The sequence below is a fragment of the Candidatus Frankia alpina genome, assembly GCF_902806485.1.
GTDB lineage: Bacteria > Actinomycetota > Actinomycetes > Frankiales > Frankiaceae > Frankia > Frankia alpina.
This window is the reverse complement of sequence record NZ_CADCWT010000002.1, coordinates 14,157-32,567: the sequence shown is the minus strand read 5'-3', so window position 1 is coordinate 32,567 and position 18,411 is coordinate 14,157. Positions and strand designations below refer to the sequence as shown.

Annotated in this window: 12 protein-coding genes and 3 pseudogenes; all 15 read right to left on the bottom strand. The window is 71.0% G+C overall.

The genetic code is table 11. The annotated features are described in order from the left end of the window. Positions 1-58: 58 nt before the first annotated feature. The 15 genes and pseudogenes from cimA to G6R25_RS00490 all read right to left on the bottom strand — a co-directional run bounded on the left by cimA (position 59) and on the right by G6R25_RS00490 (position 18,399). On the bottom strand, positions 59-1,663 hold the full coding sequence (gene cimA, locus G6R25_RS00555) for a citramalate synthase (RefSeq protein WP_163551232.1): 1,605 nt from the start codon (positions 1,661-1,663) through the stop codon (positions 59-61). A 305-nt stretch (positions 1,664-1,968) separates the two neighbouring features. Then, on the bottom strand, positions 1,969-2,643 hold the full coding sequence (locus tag G6R25_RS00550) for a Crp/Fnr family transcriptional regulator (protein ID WP_163551231.1): 675 nt from the start codon (positions 2,641-2,643) through the stop codon (positions 1,969-1,971). A gap of 112 nt (positions 2,644-2,755) precedes the next feature. Then, positions 2,756-3,138, bottom strand: a pseudogene (locus tag G6R25_RS00545) (CBS domain-containing protein); the annotation flags it as partial. Between the two features lie 214 nt (positions 3,139-3,352). Beyond that, positions 3,353-4,279: a branched-chain amino acid transaminase gene (locus G6R25_RS00540; protein WP_136446685.1), complete on the bottom strand. Its 927-nt coding sequence runs from the start codon at positions 4,277-4,279 to the stop codon at positions 3,353-3,355. A gap of 236 nt (positions 4,280-4,515) precedes the next feature. After that, positions 4,516-5,544 (bottom strand): 3-isopropylmalate dehydrogenase, encoded by a 1,029-nt coding sequence (locus G6R25_RS00535; RefSeq protein ID WP_163551230.1) that lies wholly within the window; start codon positions 5,542-5,544, stop codon positions 4,516-4,518. 155 nt (positions 5,545-5,699) lie between these two features. Continuing rightward, a complete protein-coding gene (gene leuA, locus G6R25_RS00530; protein WP_163551229.1) occupies positions 5,700-7,463 on the bottom strand; it encodes a 2-isopropylmalate synthase in 1,764 nt (587 codons plus the stop codon). 301 nt (positions 7,464-7,764) lie between these two features. Continuing rightward, positions 7,765-8,364, bottom strand: a complete 600-nt coding sequence (locus tag G6R25_RS00525) for a septum formation family protein (protein WP_235947025.1) — start codon at positions 8,362-8,364, stop codon at positions 7,765-7,767. Positions 8,365-8,493: 129 nt separating this feature from the next. Further along, a pseudogene (locus G6R25_RS31145) lies at positions 8,494-8,589 on the bottom strand (SCO2583/SCO2584 N-terminal domain-containing protein); the annotation flags it as partial. A 256-nt stretch (positions 8,590-8,845) separates the two neighbouring features. Next, the gene (gene serA, locus G6R25_RS00520; protein WP_136446689.1) at positions 8,846-10,438 is read right to left on the bottom strand and encodes a phosphoglycerate dehydrogenase; all 1,593 of its coding nucleotides are present in this window, start codon (positions 10,436-10,438) and stop codon (positions 8,846-8,848) included. A gap of 321 nt (positions 10,439-10,759) precedes the next feature. Then, positions 10,760-11,752: a ketol-acid reductoisomerase gene (gene ilvC / locus G6R25_RS00515; protein WP_136446690.1), complete on the bottom strand. Its 993-nt coding sequence runs from the start codon at positions 11,750-11,752 to the stop codon at positions 10,760-10,762. Positions 11,753-11,870: 118 nt separating this feature from the next. Continuing rightward, positions 11,871-12,395, bottom strand: a complete 525-nt coding sequence (gene ilvN, locus G6R25_RS00510) for an acetolactate synthase small subunit (RefSeq protein ID WP_136446691.1) — start codon at positions 12,393-12,395, stop codon at positions 11,871-11,873. 31 nt (positions 12,396-12,426) lie between these two features. Further along, positions 12,427-14,289 (bottom strand): acetolactate synthase large subunit, encoded by a 1,863-nt coding sequence (locus G6R25_RS00505; RefSeq protein ID WP_163551254.1) that lies wholly within the window; start codon positions 14,287-14,289, stop codon positions 12,427-12,429. Positions 14,290-14,497: 208 nt separating this feature from the next. Continuing rightward, positions 14,498-16,238 (bottom strand): annotated as a pseudogene (locus G6R25_RS00500) (penicillin-binding transpeptidase domain-containing protein). Positions 16,239-16,580: 342 nt separating this feature from the next. Next, positions 16,581-18,098, bottom strand: coding sequence for an Asp-tRNA(Asn)/Glu-tRNA(Gln) amidotransferase subunit GatB (gatB, locus tag G6R25_RS00495; protein WP_163551227.1), 1,518 nt, complete (start codon positions 18,096-18,098; stop codon positions 16,581-16,583). 43 nt (positions 18,099-18,141) lie between these two features. Further along, the gene (locus G6R25_RS00490; RefSeq protein WP_163551226.1) at positions 18,142-18,399 is read right to left on the bottom strand and encodes a hypothetical protein; all 258 of its coding nucleotides are present in this window, start codon (positions 18,397-18,399) and stop codon (positions 18,142-18,144) included. Positions 18,400-18,411: the final 12 nt, after the last annotated feature.

The following is an 18,411-nucleotide window of genomic DNA, read 5'->3' as shown; positions in this document are numbered from 1 at the left end:
CGGGGTATCATCCCAGGGATGTCAGGGCCCCGTCCACACAGGGGGCGTCGACGGTCGCTCAGGTGGCGTTCGGATCAGCGCGCTCGCCCTGCCGCCGCAGCCCGAAGTTCACCGCGTCCTCGAGGGCGGACCAGGAGGCGGCGATGATGTTCTCGTCGACGCCGATGGTGTCCCAGCGTGAACGCCCGTCGCTCGTGCCGACCAGGACCCGGGTGACCGCGCCGGTGCCCTGTTTGCCGTCGAGGATGCGGACCTTGTAGTCGACGAGCTCCAGGTCGGCCAGGCCGGGGTAGGCCTTCTCCAGGACGTCGCGCAGGGCGGTGTCGAGGGCGTTCACGGGACCGTTGCCCTCAGCGGTGGCGACATGCCGGACCCCGTGCGAGGTGAGTTTGACAGTCGCCTCGCTGACCACCTGGCCGTCAGAGCGCTGTTCGACGATCACCCGCCAGGATTCCAGGGAGTAGAAGCGTTGGCGGCCCGTCACCTCGTCGCGCAGCAGCAGTTCGAACGACGCCTCGGCCGCCTCGTAGGCGAACCCGGTGGCCTCGCGCTCCTTGACCAGGTCCACGACCCGGCCGAGGGCCTCACGCTCGTTGGACAGATCGAGCCCGAGCTCACGGCCCTTGAGCTCGATGGTCGCGCGGCCGGCCAGTTCGGAGACCAGCATGCGCATGTCGCTGCCGACCGCTGCCGGGTCGATGTGCTGATACATATCAGGGTCGATCTTGACAGCGCTGGCGTGCAGCCCGGCCTTGTGCGCGAACGCACTCGCGCCGACGTAGGGCCGGTGCGGGTCCGGAACCGAGTTGGTGACTTCGTCGATGGCGTGGGAGACCCGGACGAGTTCCCGCAGGCGCCCCGGTGGCAGTGCGGCGCGGCCGAGCTTGGTCTCCAGACCGGCGATGACGCTGAGCAGGTTCGCGTTGCCGCACCGTTCGCCGTAGCCGTTCGCCGTGCCCTGCACGTGGGTGACCCCTGCCTCGACGGCGACCAGCGTGTTCGCCACTGCGCAGTCGGCGTCGTCGTGGCAGTGGATGCCCAGCCGCACACCGGTCCCGGCAAGTACCTCGGCGACCACGGCGCCGACGCGGGTGGGGAGCATGCCGCCGTTGGTGTCGCACAACACGACGACCTCGGCGCCGGCCTCGGCCGCGACGTTGACCACGTCGAGGGCGTACTCAGGATGCGCCCGGTAACCGTCGAAGAAGTGCTCGGCGTCGAGGAAGACCCGCTTGCCCTCGGCGCGCAGGTGGGCGACGGTGTCCCGGATCATCGCCAGGTTCTCGTCGGGGCTCGTGCGCAGCGCGCGCTCGACGTGCCGCAGATCCGATTTCGCGACCAGGCAGACCACCGCTGTGCCGGCTTCCCGCAGGGCCGCCACCTGGGGATCGTCCGCCGCCACGCGGCCGGCGCGCCGAGTCGCCCCGAAAGCGGTCAGCACCGCGGTCGTCAGCGTCAGCTCGGTGCGGGCCCGGGCGAAGAACTCCGCGTCTTTCGGGTTGGATCCCGGCCAGCCACCCTCGATGAAGCCGACACCGAGATCATCGAGGTGGCGGGCCACCGAGAGCTTGTCACCGACCGAGAGCGACAGCCCTTCCTGCTGCGTACCGTCGCGCAGGGTGGTGTCGTAGATGTGCAGGGAATCGGGATCGTATGGCCGCACGGGGGCGCCTCTCCGGTGGATCGGGGGCCGTGGCACCGCGTCCGACACGGCCGTCCCACCTCCCACCGAGCCGCGCTCGGACCGTGCTCCGGCACCGATGTCCGGCAGGGTTCGGGGACCATGGGACCGCCACCCGCCCGGTCCCATGGGTCAGCGACCGGAGCGCGCGGCGGAGACGGGTTCGCCGCCGGGTAACAAGCCTACGATGTAACAGACCCGACATGTAAAAAGTGTGGCGCGCGACACATTTCGCTCAATTCCCGGGAGACCACCCGCGGCCTCGACCACCAGCCGGGGCAGGCCCCCTAGTCGCCGGCGAAGCGGCGCAGGCGGTCGACCTGGAGAATCGTGATCGTCTGCCCCTCCGAAAGAATCCAGGTACGCCGCTCGAACTCGCGCAGCGCCTGGTTGACGGACTGCCGGGAACCGCCAAGCAGCGAGGCGATCTCGGTCTGGGCGAGGCCGAGCTCGATGACCGGCCGGCCGGCTTCCCGCATCCGCAGCAGCAGCTTCGCCACCCGGCGCGGCAGGTCGAGGAAGACGAGGTCGGCATTTGCTCCGGTGAGCCTGCGGACGTGGGCGACGAGTGCCCGGATGAGCTGCTCGGCGACGGCCGGGCGCTCCCGGACGAGTTCCCACACGGCGGTCCGGTCGAGGAGCAACGCCGTGGTGGGTTCCAGGGCCTCGACGCTGGCGGACCTCGTCCCCGCTTCGACGATGTTGAGCTCGCCCACCGTCTCCCGCGGGCCGGCGATGTTCAGCACGTGATCGCGACCGTCGTCGGCCTTGGTGAGCACCTTGAGCCGCCCCGTGGCCACCACGAGGAGAGTGTCTCCCGGTTCACCCTCGGTGAAGACAACCTGCCCACGACGAAATCGCCGCGTGACCGCCCGGGAGGCGAGCCGCAGCAGATCCTCCTCGTCCAGCTCCTTCAGCAGCGTGGTCGCTCGAAGCAGGGCGACCGCCTCATTGTCGTGCATGCGGTGACCGTAGCGCCGTTGCGCCGGCTGATGTTCCGCAGCCACCGGAGAATTCTGGCCTGGAGCGGACGGCGCATTGGGAACATCCTTGGCGTACGTCACGCTGGCATTGTACCGTTACATGTTGGTTACTCCGGCACCGCACAACGTCGCGCATGGAGAGAATTCCAGCCACTCCACCACCCGATGTGACGATGAGATGACGAAAACCTCCGCGCAACATCGCGGCGGCAGCATCGTCGAGTGACCAGCCTGGATCCGCGAAGACGACATCGCGGGTGAGGTGGTCGCCCGCGATCTCGATATCCGGATCCTGTTCTGCGGCGATCGAACAGAGAATGTCCCGTTCGGCCAGAATTCCATAGCCCTGACTGTCCGCGTCGTGGACGACCGCTGCGCCCACCTTGCGAGCGGCCATCAGCCGCGCCGCCTGCCGAAGCGTGTGTCCCGGGCGATCATGAGAACAAGGGAGCTCATCCTCTCTGCAACGCGCATGGCGCCCTCCGAACCCCGCGATACCGACCGAAACCCCGGCAGTACTCTCCGACACGGCGGCGATGCCGGTCGGCGAGCTCCACGGCGCCCTCGCGGCGCTTGTGCATTCGTGAAGCCCGCTACTCGCGACGGTAGGCCCTGCGAGGCGCGTTGACCAGAGCGAAACGGAATGCGGCGTGGCCATGTTGTGACCTTGACCACACGGCAAGACCGCCTAGTCCCGGACGAGCTCGTTCCAGGAGCGGTAGCGGTCCAGCTCGCCCCGCGTGGCCCGGTGGAAGATCTCCAACAGCTCGCGGGTCACCGGACCCGGCTTGCCGGTCCCGACCTGTCGGTCGTCGACCGCGACGATGGGCACGATCTCGGCCGCCGTCCCGGTGAAGAATGCCTCGTCGGCCAGGTAGAGGTCGGTGCGCACAACGTGCTGCTCGATCACCTCGTAGCCCTGGTCCGAGGCGATCTGCATGATCGAGGCACGGGTGATGCCGCCCAGCGGCCCGTCACTCAGCAGCGGAGTGATGACCCGGCGGCCGGAGACGATGAAGACGTTCTCGCCGGTTCCGTCCGCGATGTGACCGTTCGGGCTGGTCAGGATGGCCTCGTCGTAACCCGCCTTGACTGCCGCGACCTTCGCCAGCGACGAGTTCAGATACTGCCCGGACGCCTTCGCCGCCGGCGGGGTGATGTTGGGGTCGTTTCGCTTCCAGGAGGAGATCACCGCCCGCACGCCGTTCGCCTCGGCCTCCTCGCCGAGGTAAGCGCCCCACGGCCAGACCGCGATCATCACCTCGACCAGCGAGGGCAGCGGGTTGAGCCCCATCTCCCCGTACCCGAGGTAGACCAGGGGCCGGATGTAGCAGGAGGAGATGTCGTTGACCGCGATGGTCTCCTTGGTGGCCGCGACCACCTGCTCCGGGGTGAAGGAGGGCTCCATCACGTAGATCTTCGCGCTGCGGTACAGGCGAGCGATGTGATCCGTCAGCCGGAAGACGGCAGGGCCGTCAGCCGTCTCGTAACAGCGGATGCCCTCGAACACGCCCCAGCCGTAGTGCAGGGTCGGGTTGAGCACGTGGATGCGGGCGTCGTCCCAATCGACGAGGTTGCCACTCATCCAGATCTTCGAGGTGGGGGTGATGGGCACAGCGCACTCCAGGCCAGGATCGACGACGCGAACAGGGAGGACGAATCGGCCGATCATCGCCATGGTGGGCCCCGTCGGCTGCCGTCCGCCGGATCTACGGCTCCCGTTCGAGGATAACCGCCCCGTCGCACGGCGGGCGACGCCGCGAGAACGGCAGACGACCGACGTCGGCGGCCAGGCGTGCGAACCGCCACGTGTGACGCAACGGCGCAGGGCGCGCCGGCCGAGCGGAGAAACTAGCCGGCCGCGCGAGTGGCGAGGTCCTCGCCGCGCTCTCGGGTCGACAGCGCTGCAGCGCCCGCACGCGCCCGGTCCGCGAGTGACGCGGCAACCGCGGCCTCAACCCTGGCCGCCTCCTCGGCGTGCCCGAGATGGTCGAGCAGCATCGCGACGGAGGCGACCGTCGCCGTCGGGTCGGCGAGCTGCTTGCCGGCGATGTCAGGCGCACTGCCGTGGACCGGCTCGAACATGCTCGGGTGGGCGCCGGACGGGTCGAGGTTGCCGCTGGCGGCCAGCCCGATGCCCCCGGTGATCGCCGCACCGATGTCGGTGATGATGTCGCCGAACATGTTGTCGGTGACCACGACGTCGAACCGTCCCGGATCGGTCACGAAGAACATCGAGGCCGCGTCCACGTGCTGGTAGTCGACCCGCACGTCGGGAAACTCGGACGCCACCTCGGCGACCGTGCGCGACCACAGGTCGCCGGCCTTGGTCAGCACGTTGTTCTTGTGCACGAGGGTGAGATGGCGGCGCTCTCGGCGAGCGGCCCGGCGGAAGGCGTCCCGCACGACCCGCTCGACGCCATAGCGGGTGTTGAGGCTCTCCTCGGTGGCCACCTCGTGCGGCGTCCCCCGCCGCAGCACGCCGCCGGCGCCCGCGTACGGCCCCTCGGTGCCCTCACGCACCACGATCATGTCGATCGCCGGCTCTCCGGCCAGCGGCGAGGCGACCCCGGGGTAAAGGCGCACCGGCCGCAGGTTGACGTGGTGATCGAGCTCGAAGCGCAGCCGCAGCAGCAGGCCGCGTTCGAGCACACCGCTCGGCACCCCCGGGTCGCCGACCGCGCCGAGCAGGATCGCATCGTGCCCGCGCAGCTCCTCGAGCACCGAGTCGGGCAGCGTCTCTCCGGTCTGGTGCCAACGCCGGGCGCCCAGGTCGTACTCGGTGGTGTCGACCTTGGGGTGCACGGCCCGCAGTACCCGCAGCCCCTCCGCCACCACCTCGGGGCCGATCCCGTCGCCGCCGATCACCGCAAGCCTCATGTGCCCGACTGTAGCCGCAACCGGCGGGTGGAAGCGTTTTGACTCGTCCCGACGCCGCTGCGAGAAGCCGCGGAGGCGGAGGCGGAGGCAGCGGAGGCGGAGGCGGAGGCGGCGCGGAGCCGCCGCAGGCCGCGGGTACGTCCGCGCCTGGGGTCTCAGGCCACCGGTGCGGCGGCCGGCTGACCGGCGTCCCTCGGCGCCGCAACGGCCGGCGCGGGCGCCGCCGCCAGGTCACGAGAGGCACGGTTGACGGCGCTCACCACGGCACGCAGCGACGCCGTGACGATGTTGGGATCGATTCCGACGCCCCAGTAGATCTGGTCGTCGACGGAGACCTCGAGGTAGGCCGCCGCCTGGGCGTCGGCGCCCGAGCCCAGGGCATGCTCGTTGTAGTCGAGGATGCGCACGGTCAGGGCACGGGTCGCCAGGGCGGCCACGAAGGCGTCGATGGGGCCGTTGCCGACCCCGGTGATCACCGAGTCCGCACCGTCGAACCGCACCGAGACCGAGACCTCGTCGCGCTCCCCCGAGGCGGCGTTCGTCCGCGATCCCAGCAGCTCCAGCGGGCCCGCCGTGTCGGCGCCGTCGAGGAAGTACTCGCTGCGGAAGATCCGCCACAGTTCCGCGGCGGTGACCTCGCCACCCTCGATGTCGGTGTGGCGCTGCACGACCCCGGAGAACTCGATCTGCAGCCGTCGCGGCAGTTCCAGCGAGTGCTCCGACTTCAGCAGGTAGGCGACGCCGCCCTTACCGGACTGGCTGTTCACCCGGATGACGGCCTCGTAGGTGCGGCCCACGTCCTTGGGGTCGATCGGCAGGTAGGGCACCTCCCACCGGGTCTGGCCGGTCCGCTCCATCGCCTCCAGGCCCTTCTTGATCGCGTCCTGGTGCGAGCCGGAGAAGGCGGTGTAGACGAGGTCGCCGCCGTAGGGGTGGCGGGGGTGCACGGGCAGCTGGTTGCAGTACTCGACCGCACGACGGGCCCCGTCGACGTCCGAGAAATCGATCATCGGGTCGACGCCCTGCGAGAACAGGTTCAGCCCGAGGGTGACCAGGCAGACGTTGCCGGTGCGCTCGCCATTGCCGAACAGGCAGCCCTCGACCCGGTCCGCGCCGGCCAGCACACCGAGCTCCGCCGCGGCGACCGCGCAGCCCCGGTCGTTGTGCGGATGCAGCGACAGGATCACGGCGTCGCGCCGGCTCAGGTTCCGCCCGACCCACTCGATCTGGTCCGCGTAGACGTTCGGCGTCGACATCTCGACCGTCGCCGGCAGGTTCAGCACGACCGGCCGCTGCGGCGTCGGCGACCACACGTCCATGACCGCCTCGCACACCTCGACGGCGTAGTCCAGCTCGGTGCCGGTGAACGACTCCGGGCTGTACTGCCAGCGCACGTCGGTGCCCTCGAGCAGCTTCTCGGCGTACTGGACGCACCAGCGCGCGCCCTGCACGGCGATCTCGGTGACGCCGGCCCGGTCCAGGCCGAACACGACCCGCCGCTGCAGCGTCGACGTCGAGTTGTACAGGTGGATCAGCGCCCGGTCGGCACCCACCAGCGACGCTGCCGTCCGCTCGATCAGCTCCTCGCGCGCCTGGGTCAGCACCTGGATGGTGACGTCATCCGGGATGCGGTCGGTCTCGATGAGCTGGCGGATGAAGTCGAAGTCGGTCTGGCTCGCGGCGGGAAACCCGACCTCGATCTCCTTGTAGCCCATCGCGACCAGCAGCTCGAACATCTGCATCTTGCGCGCGGGGGTCATCGGGTCGATCAGTGCCTGGTTGCCGTCGCGCAGGTCGACGCTGCACCACTGCGGGGCGCGGGTGATCGACTTCTCGGGCCAGGTCCGGTCCGGCAGCGGGACGGGGGTGAACGCCTGGTACTTCTCAATCGGCATGCCGGACGGCTGCTGCGTGGTCATCGTGCTCCTGCTTCCTCGAAAGAGCCCCACGGCGACCGGATCTCACGCTCGCGCAGGGACTTGGGGGCCGGCAGATCCCTCCGCGGCATCGGACGGACGGCCGCCCGAGCTGGGCGTGACCGCCGGGCCACCGTGACTGCGGGGATCCCGACGCTGGCGCACGAGAACACCGCGACGGGGAAGCCAGCTGGATCAGGCCCCGCCGCGGCGGCTAAGGAGGAGTAGCGCACGCATCGCGGATCAACGATACCTGATGCCGGAACGAGTAGTGGCCCGCCGTGCCGCGGTGAGCCGCCGCGTCTCAGGTACCGATCGAGCCGACGACCCGGAACCGACCGGTGCGGACGTGCAGGTCGTCGGTGCGCACGGTACAGGCGACCAACCAGGCGCCCTCCTGCCAGCTCGGCTCGGAGGGATAGATCGTGCCGACGATGAGGTGCGGGGTGGCGTCGATGGCCCCGGCGAAGTCGCGCAGCGCCCCGGCGCAGCGTGCGTCCGCCACCTGGGCCACCGCCGACGCGCCGGGCCAGCGACCGAACATCGAAGCAAGATTGACCAGCCGGGTGACCTCGTCGATGTGTGGCCGGTCACAGCCGACCCGGACCGGGACCACCGGCACGATCGGCACGGGTGCGCTGGGCTGGTAGGGCTTCCAGTTCAGACAGTCGCCGCGATGAAGGGCGGCCAGCAGCGCCGGGCTGACCGCAAAACCGCCGGGTGGGCCGGTCGGAGAACCGGTGACCGCGCGCACCGCACCGGCGCCGCTTGCCGAGCCGCCCTGCGACGCGGTCGTTGCGCTGAGACCGGTGGCGGTGCCCGGCCCGCCCCGGGTCGCCGTCTGCCGCAACGCCACCACCGTGATGGTGATCATCCCGACGATGATGGCGATGAAGGTGACCATCTGAGCGATCTGCCGGGAGCGTCCCGGCGGCTTCGGCGGCGACACGAGCCGGTGGAAGAACCCGGGAAGCCCTCGGGGAGCGGGAACGACCTGGCAGCGACTGGATGTGGTCCGATCGTGCTGCCGGCCGCGTTCGGCCGCGGACGGTTCGAGGAAGCGGGCTCCGCGGACGAATCGCTCATCCAGGCGAAGCCCCTCGAACGGGTCCTGATGCCGCGACGCCATACTAGCCACGGTAAACTCGACGCCCAGTTAAAGCCGCACGTTCGGCGTAAAGATCACTCCGGGCACCTCCGTGCCGAAACGGGAGCCGACACGCCGGCGCCGGCCCGGCGGGCGACCCCGTCCGGCCGGCGACGACGACCCACCTGCAACGGCCCGCCCGCCCGGCGGTACCGCACCGCCGCGCCGCCCACTGCGGCCGCGACGATCCGACCGGAGTCGGATGCGGGGACCGTGCGTGGCCGGCTACCGGTGGGTGCTACTCGGCGTGGATGCTGACCGCCCGCGCATAGGAAGCACCGATGATCTTCGCGATATCGGCCAGGATGTCGGCGGCGACCGCGTCGTCGAGCGACAGCGACATCAGCGCCTCCCCGCCTGCCTGGACCCGGCTCACCTGGGCGCTGGCGATGTTGATGTGCGCCTCGCCGAGCAGCGCGCCGACCGCGCCGACGATCCCGGGCCGGTCCTCGTAGCGGAAGAAGGCCAGGTGCGCCTCGGGCCGGATGTCGACCTCGAAGCCGTCGATCGCGGTGATCTTCTCGACCTGCCGGGAGCCGATGAGGGTCCCACTGACCGACACCGGGGTGCCGTCGGCGAGCACGCCGCGCACGGTCACCAGGTTGCGGTAGTCCGAGGAGCCCTCCTCGGAGGTCTCCAGGGCGACCTCGACACCGCGCTCCTTCGCCAGCAACGGAGCGTTGACGTAGGTGACCTGCTCCTCGATGACGTCGGTGAAGACGCCCTTGAGCACGGCGAGCTGGAGCACCGAGACGTCGTGGACCGCGATCTCCCCCCGGACCTCGACGGTGATGGCGGCGGCGAGCCCGCCGGCGAGCCCGGAGAACAGCTGCCCCAGCTTCTCGGCGAGCGGCAGGCCCGGCCGAACGTCCTCGGCCACCACCCCACCGGCCTGCACGTTGACCGCGTCCGGCACGAACTCGCCCTGCAGCGCAAGGCGCACCGAGCGAGCGACTGCGAGCCCGGCCTTGTCCTGAGCTTCCTGGGTGGAGGCGCCGAGGTGCGGGGTGACCACCACGTTGTCGAGGCCGAACAGCGGCGACGCGGTGGTCGGCTCGGTGACGAAGACGTCGATGCCGGCGCCGCCGACCTGGCCGGAGCTGATCGCCTCGGCGAGCGCCGCCTCGTCGACGAGGCCGCCACGGGCGGCGTTGACGATGATGACACCGGGCTTGGTCCGGGCCAGTTCCTCGGCGCCGATCAGACCGAGCGTCTCCGGCGTCTTGGGCAGGTGGATCGTGATCACGTCGCTGCGGCGCAGCAGCTCGTCGAGGTCGACGAGGGTGACGCCGAGCTGGGAAGCGCGCGCCACCGACACGTACGGGTCGTAGGCGATGACCTTCATGCCGAATCCGGCCAGCCGCTGCGCCACGAGGACCCCGATGCGGCCGAGGCCGACGACACCGAGCGTCTTCTCGACCAGTTCGACGCCGGTGAACCGCGACCGCTTCCATTCCCCGCCGCGCAGCGACTGGTTCGCCGCCGGCACCCGGCGGGCGACGGCGAGCAGCAACGCGATCGCGTGCTCGGCGGCGCTGACGATGTTCGACGTCGGCGCGTTGACAACCATGACGCCACGCTGGGTGGCGGCGGCCACGTCGACGTTGTCCAAGCCGATGCCGGCGCGGGCGACGACCTTGAGCCGGCTCGCCGCCGCGAGCGCCTCCGCGTCGATCTTGGTGGCGGAACGGACGATCACGGCGTCGACGTCGGCGATCGCGGGCAGGAGGGCCGACCGGTCGGCGCCGTCGACGTGACGAAGCTCGAAGTCCCCGGACAACACCTCCAGCCCGGCCGGCGACAGCTCCTCGGCAACGAGTACGACGGGCACTGGGCCTCTCCTAGCAACCTCTGGTCAGGCTGGAGGCGACGCGCGGAACGAGGTGTGATCACGTGGCCGTCGGCCTGGCGGTGGTGAGCGTACTGACTGCGCGCCGGGTGGCGCAGCGGGCCCAGCCTACCGACGCGGGCTGCGCAGGCCGAACGCTTTCCGCACCGGTCCCGACGGAAATGCGCAATCCCCCGAGTGTGGTCCGGCTGTCCTCGCCGTTCGGCGGCCGGGCTCCGTCACCATCCGGCGGCGGAGCCCGGCACCGAACCGGCGTCGGCCGGCTGCCGGGCGATCCTTCTTGCTGCCGGGCGATCCTTCTTGCTACTTGGCGATCCAGGACATCAGCGGCCGCAGCTTGGCTCCGACCTGCTCGATCGGGTGCTGCTTGCCCTCCTCCACGAGCTTGGTGAAGTTCGGCCGGCCGTTGTCGTCCTCGGCGACCCATTCGCGGGCGAACGTGCCATCCCGGATCTCGTCGAGGATCTTGCGCATCTCGGCCTTGACGGCCGGGGTGACCACCCGCGGGCCGCGGGTGACGTCGCCGTACTCGGCCGTGTCGGAGATCGAGTAGCGCATCTGCGAGATGCCGCCCTCGTACATCAGGTCGACGATGAGCTTGAGCTCGTGCAGGCACTCGAAGTAGGCGACCTCGGGGGTGTAACCCGCCTCGACCAGCGTCTCGAACCCGGCCTGGACCAGCGCGCTCGCGCCGCCGCAGAGCACCGCCTGCTCGCCGAACAGGTCGGTCTCGGTCTCCTCGGTGAAGGTGGTGCGCAGCGCGCCGGCGCGGGTGCCGCCGATGCCCTTGGCGTAGGCCAGCGCGACGGCGAGCGCGTTGCCGGACGCGTCGTTCTCGACGGCGACGAGGACGGGCACGCCCTTGCCCTCCTCGAACACCCGGCGCACGAGGTGACCGGGGCCCTTCGGCGCCACCATGAACACGTCGACGCCCGCCGGCGGCTCGATGAGCCCGTAGCGGATGTTGAACCCGTGGCCGAACGCCAGGGCCTTGCCCTCGCTCAGGTGCGGGGCGATGGACTCGGCGTAGATCTTACGGTGGGTGGTGTCCGGGGTGAGCAACATGATGATGTCGGCCTCGGCGGACGCCTCCGCCGGGGTGAGCACGCGCAGGCCCTCCTCGGCGGCCTTCGCCCGGCTGCGGCTTTCCGCGGGCAGGCCGACCCGCACGTCGACGCCACTGTCGCGAAGGTTCAGCGCGTGCGCGTGACCCTGGCTGCCGTAGCCGATGACGGCGACCTTGCGGCCGGCCAGAACGTCGAGCGACGCGTCGTCGTCGTAGTAGATCTCGACCATCGTGGGGGTGTCTCCTCGTTGAGTGAAGGGAAATGCGGGCACGGCCTGGCCGGGATCACCGCGATCGCCGCGGTACGCGCGGGGCCGCTGCGGCCGACCAGATGGAGCGAGCCGACCGTCAGGCCGACCGGTCGACGGCGCGCAGGCTGCGGTCGGTGATCGACCGCGCGCCGCGGCCGAGCGCCACCATGCCGGACTGGACGAGCTCCCGGATCCCGAACGGCTCCAGCATCCGGATGAGGGCGTCCAGCTTGTCACGGGTGCCCGTCGCCTCGATCGTGACGGCGTCCGGGGCGACGTCGACCACCTTCGCACGGAACAAGGTGACGGTTTCCAGCACCTGGGACCGGGCGGACGCCTCGGCGCGCACCTTGATCAACATCAGCTCACGCTGCACCGAGACGGAGGTGTCCATCTCGACGATCTTCAGGACGTTGACCAACTTGTTGAGCTGCTTGGTCACCTGCTCCAACGGCAGGTCCTCGACGGCGACGACGATCGTCATCCGGGAGACGTCCGGGTGCTCGGTCGGGCCGACGGCGAGCGACTCGATGTTGAACCCGCGCCGGGAGAACAGGCCGGAGACCCGGGCGAGCACCCCCGGCTTGTTCTCCACCAGCACGGACAGGGTGTGCCGGGTCATGATGTCGCGCTCCTGGTTCGGTGGGCGGGCGTCACAGGTTCACCTCGACGTCGCCGGAGTAGTCGAAATCGGGCGCGAGGTCGCGGGCGACCCGGATGTCGTCGTTGCTGGCACCGGCGGCGACCATCGGCCACACCATGGCGTCCGGGTGGACGACGAAGTCCACGACCACGGAGGCGTCGTCGATCGCCATCGCCTTCTCGATCGTCGCGTCGACCTCGGCGGCCGAGTCGCACCGCAGTCCGACGCAGCCCAGCGCCTCGGCGAGGCGGACGAAGTCGGGCACCCGCTTGACTCCGGTCCGCGGCGACGCCGGATGCGTGCCGAGCTCGGTGTTCGAGTATCGCTTGTCGTAGAACAGGGTCTGCCACTGCCGGACCATCCCAAGCGACCCGTTGTTGATGATCGCAACCTTGATCGGGATGCCCTCCAGCGCGCAGGTGGCGAGCTCCTGGTTGGTCATCTGGAAGCAGCCGTCGCCGTCGATCGCCCACACCGTGGCGTCCGGGCGGCCGACCTTGGCGCCCATCGCGGCCGGCACGGCGAAGCCCATCGTCCCGGCGCCGCCGGAGTTCAGCCAGGTGTAGGGGTTCTCGTAGGAGATGAACTGCGCGGCCCACATCTGATGCTGGCCGACCCCCGCCGCGAAGATCGTCTCCGGCCCGGAGATGCGGCCGAGCCGCTCGATGACGTGCTGCGGCGCCAGCGACCCGTCGTCCGGGAGGTCGTAGCCCAGTGGGTAGGTGCGCCGCCAGCCGTCCAGGGTGCGCCACCAGCCCTCGAGGTCCGGGCGGGGCTCGGCGGCCAGCGCGGCGATCAGCTCATTGATCACCTCTCGGCAGTCACCGACGATCGGCACGTCGGCGGTCCGGTTCTTGCCGATCTCGGCGGGATCGATGTCGGCGTGGATGACCGCGGCGTGCGGTGCGAACGAGGACAGCCTGCCGGTGACCCGGTCGTCGAAGCGGGCTCCGAGAGTGATCAGCAGATCCGCCTTCTGCAGCGCGGTCACCGCGGCGACCGAGCCGTGCATTCCGGGCATACCCAGATGCTGGGGGTGCGAGTCGGGGAAGGCGCCGCGGGCCATCAGCGTGGTGACGACCGGGATGCCGGTCAGCTCCGCCAGCGTGCGCAGCTCCGCGGCGGCGCGGGCCCGCAGCACGCCGCCGCCGATGTACAGCACCGGCCGCCGGGACGCGCTGATCAGCTTCGCCGCTTCGCGCACCTGCTTGCTGTGCGGCCGAATGATCGGGCGGTAGCCGGGCAGATCGAGCGTCGGCGGCCAGATCTCGTGCGGCAGCACCGAGGTGACCGACTGCAGGATGTCCTTGGGCAGATCGACCAGGACGGGGCCGGGGCGACCCGTGCCCGCCAGGTGGAATGCCTCGGCGATCGTCCGCGGGATGTCGTCGACGGACTGGACGAGAAAGTTGTGCTTGGTGATCGGCAACGTGATGCCGCAGATGTCCGCTTCCTGGAAGGCGTCCGTCCCGATCGCGGCGCTGGGCACCTGCCCGGTGATCGCGACCATCGGCACCGAGTCCATGTAGGCGTCCGCGATCGAGGTGACCAGGTTCGTCGCCCCCGGACCCGACGTCGCCATGCACACCCCCACCCGCCCGGTTGCCTGGGCGTATCCCTCAGCGGCGTGGCCGGCACCCTGCTCGTGACGGACAAGGATGTGGCGCACCCGCGTGGAGTCGTACAACGGGTCGTAGGCGGGCAGGATCGCGCCGCCGGGGATGCCGAAGACCACGTCGGCTCCGACCGCTTCAAGGGAGTGGATGAGTGACTGGGCTCCGGTGATCTCTCGTGTCATCTGGGCGTCTTCCTTGACAGGCCGGGAATCTGCGACAGCGGGTGGTCTCGGCGGACGGAACGCGGGGCGCGCGATGGGACGCGGTCACGTGATGGGGCTGGATCACGAACGAGGGTGGAGCTGGGCACGAAAAAGCCCCTCGTGCCTAAGGCACTGAGGGGCGGCGCACGAGTCGAGGTCGTCGACTACGCGCGCTCTGAGCGTACAAGAATCTGACTGTGCACAGACATACCGTGCCGGAGATCGGGCCGTACGTCAAGCAGCGGATCGCAGGTGGGCGGGATCAGCGACCGCCGGAACCGGGCGCGGCCACCGCGCCGCCGTCGAGGGCGGTCAGGAAGCGGGCAGCGACCGGGGCCGCCGTCTCAGCGCCGAAGCCGCCGTCCTCGACGACGGCGAAGGCCACGTCACCCCGGTAGCCGACGAACCAGGCGTGGGTGGGCGGCGGGTCGCCGTCGGCGTACTCGGCCGTGCCGATCTTGCCGTAGACCTCGCCGGGCATCGGCACGCTCGCGGCGGTGCCTTCGGTGACGACGGCCCGCATGAAGTCCCGCAGCGGCGGGAGCACCGCGGGCGGGACGGCGTTGCTGCGCGCCGGCTGGCCGGCGACGAACGGCTGACGCCACGTGCCGCTGGCGACGGCCGCCGCCACGCTCGCCATCTGCAGGGGCGAGACCTCGATGCGGGCCTGCCCGATCGACGCCGAGGCGGACTCGACCGAGTCGCGCGGGGTCGGGAAGCTCCCGCCGACGCTGGCGATGTCCAGCGGCGCCCGGCCGTCGAAACCGTAGAGCTGGGCGGCTTTCTCCAGGGCGTCGGCCGGCAGCGACTCCTCCAGCCGGATGAAGGCGGTGTTGCAGCTCTTGGCGAAGGCGGTGCGCAGCGGGATGGGGCCGAACTGCTCGGCCTCGGAGTTCTGGAAGGTCCGCCCGCCCACGCTGACCGTCTGGGTGCAGTCCAGCGGGGTGTTCGCCGTCTTGCCGTTCATCAGCGCGGCGGTAGCCGTCACGATCTTGAAGGTGGAGCCCGGCGGGTACTTGCCGCGCACAGCCCGGCTCGCCCCGCTCGGCGGATGGTTCGCCAGCGCCAGCACGCCACCCGTGCGGGGTCGATGGCGACCATCGCCGCGGTGGGTCGGGCCGCGGTCGCAAGCGCCGTCTCGGCGGCCTGCTGGACCCGCAGGTCGAGGGTCGTCCGAACGGACTCGCCGTCGGTCATCGGGTAGGTGTGCAGCGTCTGGACGGTGGCGCCCCGCGCGTCGCGCACGACGACCGCGCCGCCCTGGGCGCGCAGCCGGTCGTCGTAGACGCGCTGCAGCCCGGACAGCGGATCGACCCGGCCGACAAGGTTGCCGGCGAGGTCCCCGGAACCGCTCAGCAGCTGGCCGTCGGCGGCGAGCAGGCCGCCGCGATGGGGCCGGTCGAGGCGGTCCGGTCCAGGTACAGCCCGGGGCGCAGGGCGGGGTGCACGGAGGCCGCCTGCGCCCGGACCTTCCAGCCTCGGCCGGTGTCGACGAGGTTCAGCACCCCCGCGTATTCCAGCGGTGCCGGCAGGCCGGACAGGTCGAGCCGCGCCGCATAGGGCGCGGACGCCGTCCGGCCGTTGCGGTCGATCGATCCCGGGGTGAAGGTGGCCCCGGTGACCAGCAGCCGGTCACGCACATCGGCCATCGTGGCCAGCAGGGCCGCGACGTCGATGCCGCCGGGCACGGACACCGCGCTCACCGCGGTCCGACCGGCCCCGTCACGGCCGCCGGCCGCCGCCGACCCGGTGGGCACCGCTCCGGCCGCGGCCGGTGTCGCCGCCGCGCCGGTGGTGGTCAGGGTTCGCCAGGCGGCGAGGTAGGCCGCGGCCTGGACCCGACGGTCGGTCGCCCGCTCGTCGGACCGGTTCTTCAGGACGTAACCGATCCCGCTGGCGGCGGCCAGGACGACGACCACCACGGCGGCGATGATCGCCCGCCGGCGGGCGCGGCCGCGACGCCGCGACGTCGATGCGGTGAATCCGGACGGAGTGAGGGGCATGACGAGACGCCTCCCCTCGCAGACGACTGCCCGATCGGAGACCCACCCTACGAAGGCCCCCGGCACTGCGCACCCGACGCGCCGGCCGGCGTCGGCAACTCGACACGCGGGTCCGACACGATGGGAGAACGTGGTCTTCCCGGGCTCAGGCTACGCCAGGGCAACCTTCGGCACCCACGACATGCACCCCGGAACGGGATGTTCGCCCCGAACCCGCCACACCCCGCGCAACCAGGTGTAGCAGCCGATAAGCCACCAGAGGGGCCAGCGCGGCACGATGTGGATCGTAGCGGTCAGCCGGGGAACGGTGGAATCCGGCGTGGCGGCGGGCAGCCCGGCCGGTCAGGATGCGCCGAGGCGCTCCAGCAGCAGGCCCCGCACGCTGGCCGCGTCTGCCTGCCCCTTCATCGCCTTCATCACCGCGCCGACCAGCGGGCCGACGGCGTTGACCTTGCCGCCGCGAACCTTTTCCGCGATATCCGGCGCTGTGGCGATCGCGGCGTCGACCGCCGCGGTGAGCGCCCCGTCGTCCGCGACGACGGCGAGGCCGCGCCCGGCGATGACCTCGTCCGGGGTGCCCTCCCCCGCCAGCACGCCGTCGATGACCTTGCGGGCGAGCGCGTCGGTGAGCTCGCCGCCGGCGACGAGCACGGTGATCCGCGCGACGTCAGCTGGACTGATCGCCAGGTCGCTCGGCTGGCTGCCGGCGTCGGCGGCGCGACGCGCCAGCTCGTTGAGCCACCACTTGCGCGCCGCCGCCGGGGTCGCCCCGGCGGCCACGGTCTGCTCCACCAGGTCCAACACGCCGGCGTTGCGCAGGTCGGTCAGATCCCGCACGGTGTAGCCGTGCTCGGCGATGAGCCGGGCCCGCCGCGCGGCGGGCAGCTCCGGCAGGCCGACGCGCAGCTCGTCGACGTACTGCACGGGCAGCGCCAGCGGGGTCAGGTCCGGCTCCGGGAAGTACCGGTAGTCGGTCGCCTCCTCCTTGGACCGGCCGGGCGACGTCCGCCCGGCCGCCTCGTCGAAGTGGCGGGTCTCCTGGCGGATCCGCTCGCCGTCGTCAAGCCGGCCGGCCTGGCGGGAGATCTCGTAGCGCACGGCCCGCTCCACCGACCGCAGCGAGTTGAGGTTCTTCGTCTCGGAGCGGGTGCCGAACGGTGCGTCGGGCTCGCCGGGGGCCGGGCGCCGGCGCAGCGACACGTTCGCGTCGCAGCGCAGCGAGCCCTGCTCCATCCGCACGTCGGACACGCCGAGGGCGCGGATGAGCTCGCGCAGCTCGTCGACGTAGGCGCGGGCCACCTCCGGCGAGCGGACGTCGGGCTCGGTGACGATCTCGACGAGCGGGATCCCGGCCCGGTTGTAGTCGACCAGCGAGTGGGTCGCGCCGTGGATGCGCCCGGTGGCGCCGCCGACGTGCAGCGACTTGCCGGTGTCCTCCTCCATGTGCACGCGGGTAATCCCGACTCGGTGCACCTCGCCGTCGATCTCGACGTCGAGCCAGCCATCCGTGCACAGCGGCTCGTCGTACTGGCTGATCTGGAAGTTCTTCGGCATGTCCGGATAGAAGTAGTTCTTGCGCGCGAACCGGCACCAGGACGCGATGTCGCAGTGCAGCGCGAGGCCGATCATGACGGCGAAACACACCGCCGCGGAGTTGACCACCGGCAGCGCACCGGGCAGGCCGAGGCAGACCGGGCAGACCTGGGTGTTGGGCTCGGCGCCGAACGCCGTGGGGCAGCCGCAGAACATCTTGGAGACGGTGCCGAGCTCGACGTGCGTCTCCAACCCGATCACCGGCTCGTAACGGGCGAGCGCGTCGGCGTAGGAGGGCAGCGCGCTGGCGGGAGCCGCAGTGCTCACCGGGGGTACTCCTCGTGGGTCGCTGGGTGCGCGGGTCGGCCGGTCATGACGGCGAGTCGTCGGCGGAGGTGGGCTCGGCGGAGGTGGGCTCGGCTACCCCACCGGGTCCGGCAGGCGGGCCCGAGCGGGTGTCGCGCAGGTGCACGTAGCTGAGGAACACCGCGGCCGGCAGGCCCAGCACGCCCCAGACGAGCAGGATCGGGCTCGCCGTGGCGATGCCGAGGCCCAGCACCACGACGGTGAGCAGCCAGACCACGATGACCAGGAGGCGGTCCTGCCGGCCGCTGCGCAGATTCACCATCGCCGGTCCCCT